11 protein-coding genes are annotated in these 14055 nt (G+C 62.1%); 3 read left to right on the top strand and 8 right to left on the bottom strand.

Annotation, left to right across the window (positions count from 1 at the left end):
- Positions 1 to 473 precede the first annotated feature (473 nt).
- Positions 474 to 3641, top strand: coding sequence for a ribonuclease E (gene rne, locus CWC48_RS17855; protein ID WP_177409496.1), 3168 nt, complete (start codon positions 474 to 476; stop codon positions 3639 to 3641).
- 103 nt (positions 3642 to 3744) lie between these two features.
- Here rne and CWC48_RS17850 read toward each other — a convergent pair whose 3' ends face one another.
- The 3 genes from CWC48_RS17850 to CWC48_RS17840 all read right to left on the bottom strand — a co-directional run bounded on the left by CWC48_RS17850 (position 3745) and on the right by CWC48_RS17840 (position 6911).
- Positions 3745 to 4335, bottom strand: a complete 591-nt coding sequence (locus tag CWC48_RS17850; protein WP_100492299.1) for an NTP transferase domain-containing protein — start codon at positions 4333 to 4335, stop codon at positions 3745 to 3747.
- Entirely contained in the window at positions 4332 to 5318 is a 987-nt protein-coding gene (locus CWC48_RS17845; RefSeq protein WP_078049859.1) for an XdhC family protein, read from the bottom strand. Before CWC48_RS17845 ends, CWC48_RS17850 begins: the two co-directional genes overlap by 4 nt.
- 261 nt (positions 5319 to 5579) lie before the next feature.
- Entirely contained in the window at positions 5580 to 6911 is a 1332-nt protein-coding gene (locus tag CWC48_RS17840; protein WP_028617588.1) for a dicarboxylate/amino acid:cation symporter, read from the bottom strand.
- A gap of 338 nt (positions 6912 to 7249) precedes the next feature.
- Between CWC48_RS17840 and CWC48_RS17835 the strand changes: the two genes are divergently transcribed.
- Positions 7250 to 8248 (top strand): AraC family transcriptional regulator, encoded by a 999-nt coding sequence (locus CWC48_RS17835; RefSeq protein ID WP_100492298.1) that lies wholly within the window; start codon positions 7250 to 7252, stop codon positions 8246 to 8248.
- A gap of 130 nt (positions 8249 to 8378) precedes the next feature.
- Here CWC48_RS17835 and CWC48_RS17830 read toward each other — a convergent pair whose 3' ends face one another.
- The 3 genes from CWC48_RS17830 to CWC48_RS17820 are packed head-to-tail and all read right to left on the bottom strand — an operon-like array spanning position 8379 to position 10726.
- The gene (locus tag CWC48_RS17830) at positions 8379 to 9725 is read right to left on the bottom strand and encodes an ATP-binding protein (protein ID WP_078049861.1); all 1347 of its coding nucleotides are present in this window, start codon (positions 9723 to 9725) and stop codon (positions 8379 to 8381) included.
- Positions 9722 to 10399 (bottom strand): response regulator transcription factor, encoded by a 678-nt coding sequence (locus tag CWC48_RS17825; protein ID WP_015885446.1) that lies wholly within the window; start codon positions 10397 to 10399, stop codon positions 9722 to 9724. The genes CWC48_RS17830 and CWC48_RS17825 overlap by 4 nt, the downstream gene beginning before the upstream one ends.
- Positions 10400 to 10417: 18 nt before the next feature.
- Positions 10418 to 10726 (bottom strand): hypothetical protein, encoded by a 309-nt coding sequence (locus tag CWC48_RS17820; protein ID WP_078049862.1) that lies wholly within the window; start codon positions 10724 to 10726, stop codon positions 10418 to 10420.
- A 137-nt stretch (positions 10727 to 10863) separates the two neighbouring features.
- On the opposite strand from CWC48_RS17820, the gene CWC48_RS17815 reads away from it, so the two are divergent.
- A complete protein-coding gene (locus tag CWC48_RS17815) occupies positions 10864 to 11580 on the top strand; it encodes a 4'-phosphopantetheinyl transferase (protein ID WP_100492297.1) in 717 nt (238 codons plus the stop codon).
- Positions 11581 to 11644: 64 nt separating this feature from the next.
- Here the strand turns inward: CWC48_RS17815 and CWC48_RS17810 are convergent, their stop codons facing one another.
- Positions 11645 to 13255 (bottom strand): ATP-binding protein, encoded by a 1611-nt coding sequence (locus tag CWC48_RS17810; protein WP_078049864.1) that lies wholly within the window; start codon positions 13253 to 13255, stop codon positions 11645 to 11647.
- Entirely contained in the window at positions 13252 to 13977 is a 726-nt protein-coding gene (locus CWC48_RS17805; protein WP_099493661.1) for a response regulator, read from the bottom strand. Before CWC48_RS17805 ends, CWC48_RS17810 begins: the two co-directional genes overlap by 4 nt.
- Between the last annotated feature and the right edge of the window lie 78 nt (positions 13978 to 14055).

Below are 14055 nucleotides of genomic sequence, written 5' to 3'. Positions count from 1 at the left end.
AGACCATGGCGAATGCTTCGGAAACAACGCCTGTTAAGAGCTGAGTGAGAGCGCAATCGCCCACACCTAGTCTTGTTTAGCCATGAGCGTGGACTCCCCATTGGAGAACACGGTAAATGCCAACCCGCTGCGGATTCTGCGCGCGGCAGCACCCGAATTATCAGGGATACGTGTAGGGTGGAGATGCACAACCGTCGGACCGTGTAGCACTAGGCTTATATTTAGACGCTTCATCTCGTCCACAGTCGCCGGTTGATTCCTCCTCCTGACCTTAGCTTTTGTTGAAGTGGTGCCTTTGTCACCACCGCTAACAAGCAGGACGCGTCCGTCGCGATACCGGCCCAATTGGCTCGTTATTGCTGGACACTGGAGTGGCCAACCACTCTTGACGCACCTGACACCGACCGTGAGAAGTCGTGTGTGCCGAACGCCGTTTCCGGCAGCCCGGAAACCGACGGTACAACATGAAAAGAATGCTGATTAACGCAACTCAACCCGAAGAGTTGCGTGTTGCACTGGTAGATGGCCAACGCCTCTACGACCTGGACATCGAATCCGGTGCACGCGAGCAAAAGAAGGCCAACATCTATAAAGGCCGTATTACTCGCATCGAACCGAGCCTTGAGGCTGCCTTTGTCGATTTCGGCTCCGAGCGCCACGGCTTCCTGCCCCTCAAAGAAATCTCCCGCGAGTACTTCAAGAAAGCCCCCGAAGGCCGCGTGAACATCAAGGACGTCCTGAGCGAAGGCCAGGAAGTCATCGTCCAGGTCGAAAAAGAAGAACGTGGCAACAAGGGCGCCGCCCTGACCACTTTCATCAGCCTGGCTGGCCGTTACCTGGTCCTGATGCCAAACAACCCACGTGCCGGCGGTATTTCCCGTCGCATCGAAGGCGAAGAGCGCAACGAACTGCGTGAAGCGCTGAACGGCCTGATCGCACCGGCCGACATGGGCCTGATCGTTCGCACTGCCGGCCTGGGCCGCAGCAGCGAAGAAATGCAGTGGGACCTCGACTACCTGCTGCAACTGTGGACCGCCATCAAAGAAGCCTCCCTGGATCGTTCCGCGCCGTTCCTGATCTACCAGGAAAGCAACGTGATCATCCGCGCCATCCGCGATTACCTGCGCCAGGACATCGGCGAAGTGCTGATCGACAGCGTTGAAGCCCAGGACGAAGCCCTGACCTTCATCCGCCAGGTGATGCCGCAGTACGCCAGCAAGATCAAGCTGTACGAAGACAGCGTTCCGCTGTTCAACCGCTTCCAGATCGAAAGCCAGATCGAGACCGCTTTCCAGCGCGTGGTCGAACTGCCTTCCGGTGGCTCCATTGTGATCGACCCGACCGAAGCCCTGGTGTCCATCGACATCAACTCGGCGCGTGCGACCAAAGGCAGCGACATCGAAGAAACCGCCCTGCAGACCAACCTGGAAGCGGCTGAAGAAATCGCCCGCCAATTGCGCCTGCGTGACATCGGCGGCCTGATCGTGATCGACTTCATCGACATGACCCCAGCCAAGAACCAGCGCGCCGTGGAAGAGAAAGTCCGCGAATGCCTGGAAGCTGACCGTGCCCGCGTGCAGGTTGGCCGTATCTCGCGCTTCGGCTTGCTGGAAATGTCCCGTCAGCGTCTGCGTCCTTCCCTGGGCGAGAGCAGCGGCATCGTTTGCCCACGTTGCAACGGCACCGGCATCATCCGTGACGTTGAATCGCTGTCCCTGGCGATCCTGCGCCTGATCGAAGAAGAAGCCCTGAAAGACCGCACCGCCGAAGTCCGCGCGCAAGTGCCGATTCCGGTTGCCGCTTTCCTGCTCAACGAAAAACGCAACTCGATCACCAAGATCGAACTGCGCACCCGTGCCCGTATCGTCATCCTGCCGAACGATCACCTCGAAACGCCGCACTTCGAAGTGCAGCGCCTGCGTGATGACAGCCCGGAAGCCCACAGCGGCCAGTCCAGCTACGAAATCGCCGCTGCCGCCGCCGAAGTGGAAGAAGTCCAGCCAGCCGCCGCGACCCGCACCCTGGTTCGCCAGGAAGCAGCCGTGAAGACTGCGCCGGCCCGCGCCAACGCACCGGTTCCGACCGAAGCTGCAGCCCCTGTTGCCGCGCCGGCTGCCCTGCCTGAGCCAAGCCTGTTCAAAGGCCTGGTGAAGTCGCTGGTGAGCCTGTTCGCCACCAAGGAAGAGCCTGCCGCACCGGTTGTGGTTGAAAAACCAGCCTCCGAGCGCCCAGCACGCAACGAAGAGCGTCGTAACGGTCGCCAGCAGAGCCGTAACCGCAATGGCCGTCGCGACGAAGAGCGCAAGCCGCGCGAAGAACGTGCGCCGCGTGAAGAACGCGCCCCGCGTGAAGAGCGTGCGCCCCGCGAAGCCCGTGAAGAAACCCCGACCGTAGAACGTGCACCGCGTGAAGAGCGCGCCCCACGTACGCCGCGCGCTCCACGTGAAGACCGCAAGCCACGTGGCGAGCGCGAAGAACGTGTACGTGAACTGCGCGAGCCACTGGACGCTGCACCCGCCGTTGCCGGCGCTGCCGTTGTTGCTGAAGAACGTCCGGCCCGCCAGCCGCGTGAAGAGCGTGCGCCACGTGAAGAACGCCAACCTCGCGCCCCGCGTGAAGAGCGTCAACCGCGTGCCGAGAACGCTGCTGCCAGCGAAGAAGAAGTACTGACCGGCGAAGAGCAACTGCAGGAAGACGGTCAGGAAGGCGCCGAAGGCGATCGTCCACGCCGCCGTTCCCGTGGCCAGCGTCGTCGCAGCAACCGTCGTGAGCGTCAGCGTGATGCCAACGGCAACGTGATCGAAGGCTCGGAAGAGACCGGCGAAAACGCAGAAGCCGCTACCGGCGAACCGACTGGCGCCGAACTGGCTGCCGGCCTGGCCGTTACCGCTGCCGTTGCCAGCTCGGTCATCAGCGCACCTGCTGAAGCCCAGGCACACGAGCAGGCTGAACGCGCTACCGCTGCTGTTGAAGAAACCGTCACAGTGGAAACACCTGCCGCCGAGACGCCAGTCGTTGAAGCACCTGCTGTTGAAGCGCCGGTTGCTGAAACTGCAGTCGTAGAATCGCCGGTTGTTGAAGCGCCTGTTGTCGAAGCCACCACCCCAATCGAAGCGCCGGTTGTTCCGGAAGTGGAAGTTGCCCCGGTTCAAGAAGCCCAGCCAGAAGTTGAAGTGGCAGCGGTTGAGCCCGCCCCAGTGGTTGAGCCTCAGCCAGTGGTTGAAGCGGTGGTTGAAGCACCGGTTGTCGAAGCAGCGCCAGAAGTACGTGAAGTCCGCGAAGTTCGTGAAGAACAGACCGCCTTCCAATGGACTGCCGAGCCTGCCGCGCCGGTTGAAGCGCCACAACCTGCCCCTGTGGTAGAAGAAGCGCCAGCACCGGTTGCCGAAGTCGTGGTTGCCGAGCCAGCCCCAGTGGTTGAGCCTGCTCCGGTCGTTGAACCTGCGCCAGTGGTTGAAGCGCCGGTGGTTGCCGAAGTTGCCGCCCCCGTGGTTGAAGCAGCACCGGTCAGCGCGCTGACCGAAAACGGCCGTGCCCCGAACGACCCACGTGAAGTGCGTCGTCGTCGCAAGGAAGCCGAAGCCGCCGCAGCTGCTGCCGCAGCACAGGAAGCAGAGCACGAGAGCAAACCTCTCGCCTGATTCGCGCAGCGACTAAAAAGCCCCGCCTGAGTGATCAGGCGGGGCTTTTTATTGACTACGGGTACACATTCAACCGTAGGAGCCGGCTTGCCGGCGCCTACAATTAGGGTGGGGAGTAATGTAAAGACTGTGGCAGGTCGACATCCCAGAGCACGCCCGGATCATCAACAGACACTTCACATACCTTCGCCTGCGCAAACAACGGCCTGGCACCACGATCACCTTTCAACGCCATCAGCCCTGGCCCAGATGCCCGGCTAAACGCCACAGGGTGCCCATACTGCCCATCCTGCACCGGCACACAGATGCCACCTGCCTCCAGCCCATCGATCACCCGCTCAACGCTGGACGAACAGATAAACGGCATATCTCCCAGCACCACCAGCCAGCCGTCCGCCGCCGCACTGGCTGCAACCGCCGCCGCAATACTGTCACCCATGCCTGCTGAGCGCAGCAGCAAGACCTTGCAACCGTAGGCCTCTGCCAAGCGAATCACTTCAAGCCGGTCCGGTGAAGTCACCACCCAGCGCTCAACCACAGCAGCCGGCAGATTCATCAGCACCTGCTCGATCACCGGCCGTGTTACGCCATCCAGGCCCACACAATCAGCCAACAACTTATCCTGGTCTACCCCCGCCACGGCACGAAAGCGACTGCCCTGCCCCGCCGCGAGCACAATTGCAGTGACAGTCACTCAGCCACCACCGGCAATGGCTTCTTCTGCATCGGCGCCACACCGTTTTTGATCGCGACAATTTCCGCCATCAGCGACAACGCGATCTCCGACGGAGTGTGGCTGCCAATGTGCAAGCCAATCGGCCCATGCAGGCGTGCGATCGCCTCGGCGGACAGTCCCAGCGCGGCGAGGTTTTCCCGGCGCTTCTGGCTATTGACCCGCGAACCCAGTGCGCCGATATAGAACGCCGATGAATTCAGCGCTGTCAGCAAGGCCATATCATCCAGGCGCGGGTCATGGGTGAGGCACACAATGGCCGTGCGCTCATCGGTCTGGATGTTGAGCACGGCTTCATCGGGCATGCCCGGCACAAAGCGGCCATGCTGCTCTTCCCAGCCGTAGACGAACTCATCACGCGGGTCGCAGATCAATACTTCGAAATCCAGCAAACGCGCCATCTCTGCCACATAGCGTGACAGTTGCCCGGCGCCGATCAGCAGCAAGCGCCAGCGCGGGCCGTAGATGGCGCGCAGGCGTTCGCCGTCGAAGGTGACCACATCGGTCTTGCTTGCGCTGGTCAAGGTGACGTCACCACTGGCCAGGTCCAGTTCACGCGCGACGATCTGATGGTCTTCGCACCGCGCCAGCAACTCTGACACCCACGCCCAATCGCGCACACGCTCTTCGGTCAGGCGCAAGGTGCCGCCACAGGGCAGGCCAAAACGCGCGGCTTCATCGCGGGTCACGCCGTAGGTCACCAACTGGACCGGCGGCCCGTCTGCAGGCAACCGGCCATCCTGCAGGCGTGCAATCAAGTCGTCCTCGATGCAACCGCCCGACACAGAGCCGATCACCACCCCATCGCCTCTCAGCGCCAGCATGGCGCCCGGTGGACGCGGGGCACTGCCCCACGTCTGAACAACGCTGTACAACACCACTTGCTGCCCGGCGCGACGCCATTCAAGCACGCTGCGCAGGACATTCAAATCAACACTGTCCACATAACCTCCCGCACGCGCCCCGGCGCAAATGCTCATTTGATGATCGCATGTAGATCGTGCCGCGCGGCGCAAATTTCATCCGCGAAGACCCGGTTCGCCTAAATAGGCTGTGAAGTGAAAAAGGCCTCGTCGGCTTTTGATGAAGTACTCACTTAATTTAAATCAAAACACGGCAAAAGTGACCGGCCGGAAACGCAAACGCCCCGAACCAGTCGGGGCGTTTGTGGGCAGCAGTTGGCGTCAGGTCACGCCATCAGCTGTTTACTTGACGACAGGTGCAGGGCCTTCGGCCACGCCCAGGTCATCCAGCTCGCGGGTTTCCGAGATACCGGTACCGCCGGACGCCAGCTCGCTTTGCAGCTTGTCGGTGTCCAGTTCCTTGACCCACTTGGCCACAACGATGGTGGCAACGGCGTTGCCCACAAGGTTGGTCAGTGCACGGGCTTCGGACATGAAGCGGTCGATACCCAGGATCAGCGCCAGGCCGGCAACCGGCAGGTGGCCCACGGCCGACAGGGTGGCCGCCAGCACGATGAAGCCCGAACCGGTCACGCCAGCAGCGCCTTTGGAGGACAGCAGCAGCACCAGCAGCAGGGTGATCTGGTGGGTGATGTCCATGTGGGTGTCAGTCGCCTGGGCGATGAACACGGCAGCCATGGTCAGGTAGATCGAAGTACCGTCAAGGTTGAACGAGTAGCCAGTCGGGATCACCAGGCCTACTACGGACTTCTTGGCACCCAGGCGCTCCATCTTGATCAGCATGCGTGGCAGTGCGGATTCGGAAGACGAAGTACCCAGAACGATCAGCAGCTCTTCACGGATGTAGCGGATCAATTTGATCACGCTGAAACCGTGGGCGCGGCAGATACCACCCAGCACCACCAGCACGAACAGGATGCAGGTGATGTAGAAGCAGATCATCAGCTGGCCCAACTGCACCAGGGAACCCACACCGTAGGCGCCGATGGTGAACGCCATGGCACCCAGGGCACCGATTGGCGCGAGCTTCATGATCATGTTGATGATGTTGAACATCACGTGGGCGAAGCGATCGATGAAGTCCAGCACCGGCTTGCCGTAGGCACCCAGGCGGTGCAGGGCGAAACCGAAGATCACCGAGAACATCAGCACTTGCAGGATATCGCCGTTGGCGAAGGCACCGACGATGGTGTTAGGGATCACATTGAGGATAAAGCCGACGATGCTCTGGTCTTTACCGGCAGTGACGTAGGCCGCCACTTTGGAGGCGTCCAGGGTCGCTACGTCGATGTGCATGCCGGCGCCCGGTTGCACGACGTTTACCACGATCAGGCCGATCAGCAGCGCGATGGTCGAAACGATCTCGAAGTAGAGCAGCGCATAGCCGCCGGTCTTGCCGACCGATTTCATGCTTTGCATGCCAGCGATGCCGCTGACAACGGTGCAGAAGATGATCGGGGCGATGACCATTTTGATCAGTTTGATAAACCCGTCACCCAGTGGCTTGAGGGCCACACCGGTCTGCGGGTAGAAGTGACCGAGCAAAATACCGATAACGATTGCAACGATCACCTGGAAGTACAGGGATTTGTAGATTGGCTGACGAGTCGTCATTGCAAAGTTCCTCAATCGTCCCGTGTGGCAAATATCCGCCATTGCCCACGACACTTGAATTGCGAACCCTCCTGCACTGGAGGGATTTGTTGTTTGCGAGACCTATAGCTGCAGGCCTGCGCTGTGGTCCTTATCGCAAACGCCGTGCCACTTCTCTCAAAATCCCTGAAGGCCTTTAGACATCAGGCCTGGGGCTCTACAGCCATTCTTCCAAGCCCCCGATCGAGTGGCGGATTTCCGCCCACCGACCCAATCCCGTCCTACAATTTGGCGGATATCCGCCTTGTGACCCTGTCCGGGGATGCTACGATCCGCCCTTTCATGGACGAGGCCTTCGCATGCGTGAACGTACCATCGCCAGTCATTACGCCCGGGCAGCCCTCGGCGGGGCGCGTCGGGCCGCTTACGACTATAAGGGCCTGTTGCAACAGGTGGGTATCACCCCAGAGCTGTTGACCGAACCCCGCGCGCGCATCGCGCCGGAGCAATTTACCCGGTTGCTGCAAATGCTCTGGCTGGCGCTGGACGACGAATACCTGGGCTTCGCCGACGGCCCGAGTAAACGCGGGACCTTCGCCATGATGTGCCACGCGTTGATCCACTGCCGCACCCTGGAGAAGGCTCTGGAACGCGGCTTATTATTTTATAGCCTATTCCCGCAAGGCCCGCGCTGGCAGCTGACACGCGAAGGCGAAATGGCCCGTTTGAGCCTGGACGACTCGCAGCTTTGGGACCCGGATCACTTCCTGAGTGAATGCCTGCTGGTGATCTGGCATCGCCTGGGCAGTTGGCTGATCGGCCAACGTATCCGGCTGCACCAGGCCACTTTCAGCTACCCGCAGCCGGCTCACGCCAGCGAATATGACCTGCTGTTTCCCTGTGCCCAGGTATTCGGTGCACCGAACAGCAGCCTGGTATTTCCCGCCCGCTACCTGAGCCTGCCGCTGTTGCAGGATGAGCGCACGCTCAAGCACTTCCTGGAGCGCTCCCCCGCCGATCTGCTGTCGCGGCCGGACGAAGGCGACAGTTTGAGCAGCCAGCTACGCCGCTTGCTCAGCCGCGACCGCAGTCCCTGGCCGGACCTGGAAGCCGTCGCCCAGCACCTGCATATCAGCCCACAGACCCTGCGCCGGCATTTGCGCGAAGAAGGCACCAGCTTTCAGGCGCTCAAGGATGAGCTGCGGCGGGACATCGCCATCTATCATTTGGGCCGGGCGGATTTGTCATTGCAGGAGATCGCCGAACAGCTCGGGTTTTCGGAACCGTCGGCGTTTCATCGGGCGTTCAAGAAGTGGACAGGGTTGACGCCGGGAGCGTATCGCGCGCAGGAGAGTTAGAGCTGTATTGCCTTTGCCGGCCCTTTCGCGAGCAAGCCCGCTCCCACATTCGACCGCATTCCTACAGGATAAACGTGGTCGAATGTGGGAGCGGGCTTGCTCGCGAAGAGGCCAGTGGCGTCAACAAAGATCACAAGGCAGGAAAGTGAATCTTGAACGCGGCGCCGCCCAACGGCGAATCCCCCAAGGTCAGCCGCGCGCCGTAACTTTCGATGATGTCCTTGACCACCGCGAGGCCAATCCCCTGCCCCGGATGCTGGCGGTCCAGCCGCTCTCCCCTTTGCAGGATCCGCGCACGCTGATCCGGTGGCACGCCAGGGCCATCATCCTCAATGCACAACTCGGTGCCTTCCAGGCCTTCCACCAGGCTGATGCGCACCTCGCTCAGGCACAGACGGTAGGCGTTCTCCAGCAGGTTGCCGAGCAACTCCAGCAGAGCGCCCTTCTCGATCGGCACGTCGCAGTCTTGCGGCAACTCAAAAGACACCGTAACGCCTTTGTCGCGGTAGACCTTGTCCAGCGTGTCGCACAGACTCTGCAGCACCGGTTCCAGCCGCACCTGATGACGCACCAGGCCGCTTTTACGCAGGCTGGCGCGCTGCAACTGGTAGCTGATCTGCTGGCTCATGCGCTCGATCTGCGATTGCAGTACCCAGGCCTGGTCACGGTCTTCCGGGCGCTGGGCCATGTCTTCGCTCACGCCTTGCAACACCGCCAGCGGGGTTTTCAGGCTGTGGGCCAGGTCGTCGAGGGAGTCGCGGTAGCGCGCACGTTGCTCACGCTCACTGTGCAGCAAGCGGTTTAGAGAGCCCGTGAGGCGCAACAACTCGCGGGGGTGTTGTTCGGAGAGGCTTTCGCGGGTACCGCCTTCGATCTGGTCAAGTTCCTGGCTCAGCCGCCGCAGCGCTTGCAGGCCCCAGGTCAGGCCCAACCATAGCAGGGTCAGCAGTACCAGCAAGGCCGCGCCGAAGCCCAGGTAGAGGTTTTCGCGCAGGCCTTCGAGGGTCAGCTGATATTCGCGCACCGGTTGCAGCGCGACGATACTGAACGCCGCACTCTTGCCGCCCAGCAGCCTGACCTCGACGTCATACACGAAGAATTCCTGGCCGTTGGCCTCGCGAATCCGTGCAAATTCGTTACCGCGCCCGTCGTAGCGCGGTTTGTAGTTGATGTTTTCTTCCTTGGTCGCCCGCGAACGCCACACCAGGTGGCCTTCACGGTCGTAGATATAGCCGAGCAGGCGGCTATCGGTGAGGTTGAAGCGTTCGTCGGGCAACTGCGCCGGCATCAGCAGGCGGTTGTTCTCCACGCGTGCGGCAGAGATCAGGGTGGTGACGTCCGACGCCAGGCGCTGCTCGATGGAGTCCTGCAACGCCAGGCTGAACGCGCCCTGCATGGCCGGCAACAAGCCCAGCATGAACAGCACGGCCAGGGTGGCGGCCGCCAGCATCAAGCGCACGCGTAGCGAGCGAATCAACGGCAGCGCTCATTGAACAGGTAGCCCAGGCCACGCACGGTGTCGATCGGCTTGAACCCGCCCGGGCCTTCCAGCTTGCGGCGCAGGCGGCCGACCAGCACTTCGATGACATTCGGATCGCGCTCGTCGTCATCGGGGTAGAGCTGTTCCATCAAGCGGTCCTTGGCGACCACTTGCTGGTGATGACGCATCAAGTACTCGAGGATGCGGTATTCATAAGCCGTCAGCGCCAGCGGCTGCTCATCGAGGGACGCCTGCTTGCGGTTGAGGTCCAGCAGCAAGGGGCCGGCCACGATAGTCGACTGGGTAAACCCGCTGGAGCGGCGCAGCAAGGCGTTCATCCGAGCCTCCAGCTCTTCGAACTGGAACGGCTTGACCACGTAGTCGTCGGCACCGGCCGCCAGGCCTTCGACCTTGTCCTGCCAGTTGCCGCGGGCGGTGAGGATCAGGATCGGGAAGGTCTTGGCCTGGGTACGCAATTGGCGGATCAGGTCCAGGCCGCCCATGCCGGGCAGGCCCAGGTCGATGATCGCCAGGTCGTGATTGAACTGGCCGGTCTGGTACAGGGCCTCTTCGGCATTGGCCACGGCTTCGACCACATGCCCGCTGTCGGTCAGGCGGGTCAACAGGTGATGACGCAGCAACGCCTCATCTTCCACCACCAGCAATTTCATAAGGCTCTCCAAGGCAAATCAACTGTCCGACAGAGGGATATCATAGCGGCCCTGCAGGTCTTGCGGGCGCAGTTTAATGCCATTGTACTGTGCGGTCAGGTGTTCATAGCCGGCGCGATAGGCCGGCTGCGGGGTTGCAAGGCCCAGGGACTGTCCCCAAGGCGCGGGTTGGCTGCCAGACTCTTCGAAACTGACACGCTGGATCAAGGTGCTGGATTTCTTGGTCTTCTCACCACCGAATCCAGCAAAGGCACCGTCGGCGGCCTGCACCCCGGCAGTAGCACTGAGCATGCTTAACGCCAACATCAGCTGTTTGATCGCAGTCATGGTGTTACCTCTACGCGTTTGGCTGTGTATGCCCAAGGCTACGCAGGCGCCCCTGAACTCCTCCTGAACAGGCTCTGAACCGCGGCTGAACCGCTGCGGGCTATCCTCACGCCCATCAACTCGGCAAAATACCGCCCATGAACTCCCTACCCGCATGCTGCACCCCACTCGACGCCCACTGGCCCCTGCCTGAGCCCTTGCCGGGCGCGGTGTTTCTCAGCACCCGCTTTGACCCTGCCATATTAACGGCAGACGACTTCCGGCGCAGTGCCGTACCGCCACCGGCCAGCATCCAGCGCTCGGTGGCCAAGCGCCAAGCCGAGTTCCTGGCCGGCCGGCTGTGTGCCCGCGCAGCGCTGCAACAACTCGATCACCTCAACTGCATCCCCGCGATCGGTGAAGACCGCGCACCGGTGTGGCCTGCGCACATCAGCGGTTCCATCACCCACAGTACCGGGCATGCCGCTGCGATTGTCGCGCACAAGGCGCAATGGCGTGGCCTGGGGATGGACCTGGAGAACGTGCTGGACCTGGAACGGGCGGAACGGTTGGCGGGGGAAATTCTTACCGCCGATGAACTGCAGCGCATGGGCGCCCTCCCGCGCGAGCAGCACGCCCTGTTGGTGACGCTGACGTTTTCGGCCAAGGAGAGTTTGTTCAAGGCGCTCTACCCGATTGTGCAGAAGCGCTTCTATTTTGAGCATGCGCAGGTGATGGAGTGGACTGAGGCCGGCTATATAAGGCTGCGGTTGCTGACGGACCTGTCGACGGAGTGGTGCCATGGCAAGGAGTTGGTGGGGCAGTTTGCGGTGGATGACGGACAGCTGTTGAGCCTGGTGGCCGTCAGCGCCTGATAGGCCGCTATCGCCGGCAGGCCGGCTCGTACATTTGCGATGTGCCCCCTCAGCGAAGGCGATTTCAAGGCTTATCCTGCTCCCTCGGCCAACTCAAACTGAAGCACGCCCCACCCAAGTTATTGCTCTTGCTGATCAACGCCCGCCCGCCGTGCCAGTAGATAATCCGCCGCACAATCGACAGCCCCAGGCCATGCCCGCCGGAGGCGCGAGTGCGGCTGTCGTCCAGGCGCAGGAACGGCGTGAAGATGCGCTCCCAGGCACTCTCCGGCACGCCGGGGCCGTCGTCTTCGACATCGATGCGGCAGCGCACCTGCCCCACTTGATAGCTGATGAGCACCTGGCCCTGTGCATGGCGCATGGCATTGCTCACCAGATTCTGCAGCGCACGGTGCAGGTAACGCGGCTCGGCATCCACCCAGGCATCATCCCAGTGCGCCGAAGACAGGCAAATCCCCCGTGCCACGTTGACCTGTGGACGCAGTGGCGATAATTCGCCGATCACCTGATCAAGCAGCGCATTGAGGTCGACCCGCTGGAAATTCAGCTCCGGCGAACCCTGCTCCAGGCGCGCGTAGGTGAGCATTTCGTCGACCAGGCCGTCGAGGTCCTGGATATCACTGTCCATACCTTCCAGGTATTTGCGCCGCGCCTCGGCAGTGGTGGCATCGCCGACCATTTCCAGGCCGAAACGCAAGCGTGCCACCGGCGTGCGCAGTTCGTGGGACACCGCGCGCACCAGCTCGCGCTGGATCGCCAGCAACTGCTGCAAGTGCTCGGCCATGCCATTGAACGCCGCAGCCAGGCGCCCCACCGAGTCAGCACCGCGGGCGGGCACGCGCACTTCCAGGTTGCCCTTGGCAATGCGAGTAGCGGCGGCTTCCAGGCCGCGCAGTCGACGCTCAAGCTGGCGCACCAGCAGATACACGATCAAACCGATCAGGGTCAGGCCGATCAAGGCGATCAGGATCAGCCATTGCGGCGGGTAAGGATTCATCTGATACAGCGGCCCGAGCTCCAACACCCACGGCGTACCGACCATACCGGCAAACACGCGGATCGAATCGCCGCCCTTGCCCAGGGCCATCACCGTATCGCCTTCCGAGACGCGGCGGCGCTGGTCTTCGTCCATGTCGGCCTGGTCGAGGGTCATCAAATGCATATCGAAGCCAAAGCCCTTGGCTTCTTTGATATCCGCCAGGCGTTGCGGCTGTTCGGCCACGGGGAAGCGCACCAGTTCGTCTGCCAGCAGATAAATGGTAGCGCGCGCCAGCTGTTCGCTGATCTGCTGCACTTCACCGGTAAGAACAAGCTGCTCCTGATCGCTGACCAAGCGCAGTACCCGCGCGGCGTGCGGCCCGGTCTGCTCGACCAGCACCTGGCCGCGTTGCAGGCGAGTGCGCTGGCTCAGGTCCAGTTGCGCCTCGGCCAGCGGGCGCAACTCCAGCGGAATGCCCAACAGGCGTTCCCACACCGCCAAGGCGCGCTGGCGCTCAATGGTACTCATGGGTTGCAGGTTATCGCCCATCAACGCGAAGGTGCCGTGGGCCAGGCGCTCGCGGTACTGGCCGCTGCGCACCTCGTTGAGCAGGTGCAGGGCCAGCACCCCGAGCAGCGCCACCAGGATCAGCGCCGCGCACATGCCGCCGTAGATGCGCAGGAAGATCGAGTTCACAGCGACATGTCGGCGGCGGCTTCGGGGACGAACAGGTAGCCTTTGCTGCGGATGGTCTTGATCAGGCGCGGGTGGATCGGGTCATCGCCGATTTTCGGGCGAATACGTGAAATGCGCACATCGATGGAGCGATCCTGGCCGTCATAGCCAATGCCGCGCAGGGCGATGAAGATTTCTTCGCGGGACAAAATGCGCCCGGCGTTCGCCACCAACAGCCACAGCAGGTCGAATTCGGCGCTGGTCAGTTCGATACCTTCATTATTCAGCCAGGCCTCGCGCAAGGCGCTGTCCACCACCAGGGGGCCGAACCGCAGGCGGCGCGGGCTCTCTGTTGTTGCCGGTTCCGCAGGCTCGCTGCGTCGCAACAGGGCCTGGATGCGTGCCAGCAACAAGCGCGGGCGCACCGGCTTACACACGTAGTCGTCGGCGCCCATGTCCAGGCCCAGCACCTGGTCCATGTCGTCGGTGCGCGCGGTAAGCATCAGGATCACGCCGTCATAGCGCTCGCGTACGGTGCGGCAGATGCTCAAGCCGTCTTCGCCGGGCAGCATCAGGTCGAGGATCACCAAGTCCGGCTGCTCGGCGATGATGCGCGCCGCCGCCAAGGCGCCATCGCCTTCCACCGACACCCGCAGGCCGTTGCTCTCCAGGTAATCACGGGTCAATTCGGCCAACCGCTGGTCGTCCTCGACTATCAATACCTGCCAGGCTTCTTGCTCCACGGGCGACCTCAATGTCTGTCATAAAAGGAGGGCATGATCTGAACCACATCACCGCCCGTTGCGGCCGATTGTAGCCAT

Source organism: Pseudomonas sp. S10E 269 (assembly GCF_002798465.1).
Taxonomy (GTDB): Bacteria; Pseudomonadota; Gammaproteobacteria; order Pseudomonadales; family Pseudomonadaceae; genus Aquipseudomonas; species Aquipseudomonas pergaminensis.
Note: the sequence above shows the minus strand (reverse complement) of the source record. Positions and strands in the feature narration are given on the sequence as shown.

What these genes read in the sequence shown, in the direction of transcription:
- rne (WP_177409496.1), top strand. Translation starts at nt 474, where the DNA reads ATGCTGATTAACGCAACTCAACCCGAAGAGTTGCGTGTTGCACTGGTA.
- CWC48_RS17840 (WP_028617588.1), bottom strand. Translation starts at nt 6,911, where the DNA reads ATGACGACTCGTCAGCCAATCTACAAATCCCTGTACTTCCAGGTGATC.
- CWC48_RS17835 (WP_100492298.1), top strand. Translation starts at nt 7,250, where the DNA reads ATGCGTGAACGTACCATCGCCAGTCATTACGCCCGGGCAGCCCTCGGC.
- CWC48_RS17825 (WP_015885446.1), bottom strand. Translation starts at nt 10,399, where the DNA reads ATGAAATTGCTGGTGGTGGAAGATGAGGCGTTGCTGCGTCATCACCTG.
- CWC48_RS17820 (WP_078049862.1), bottom strand. Translation starts at nt 10,726, where the DNA reads ATGACTGCGATCAAACAGCTGATGTTGGCGTTAAGCATGCTCAGTGCT.
- CWC48_RS17815 (WP_100492297.1), top strand. Translation starts at nt 10,864, where the DNA reads ATGAACTCCCTACCCGCATGCTGCACCCCACTCGACGCCCACTGGCCC.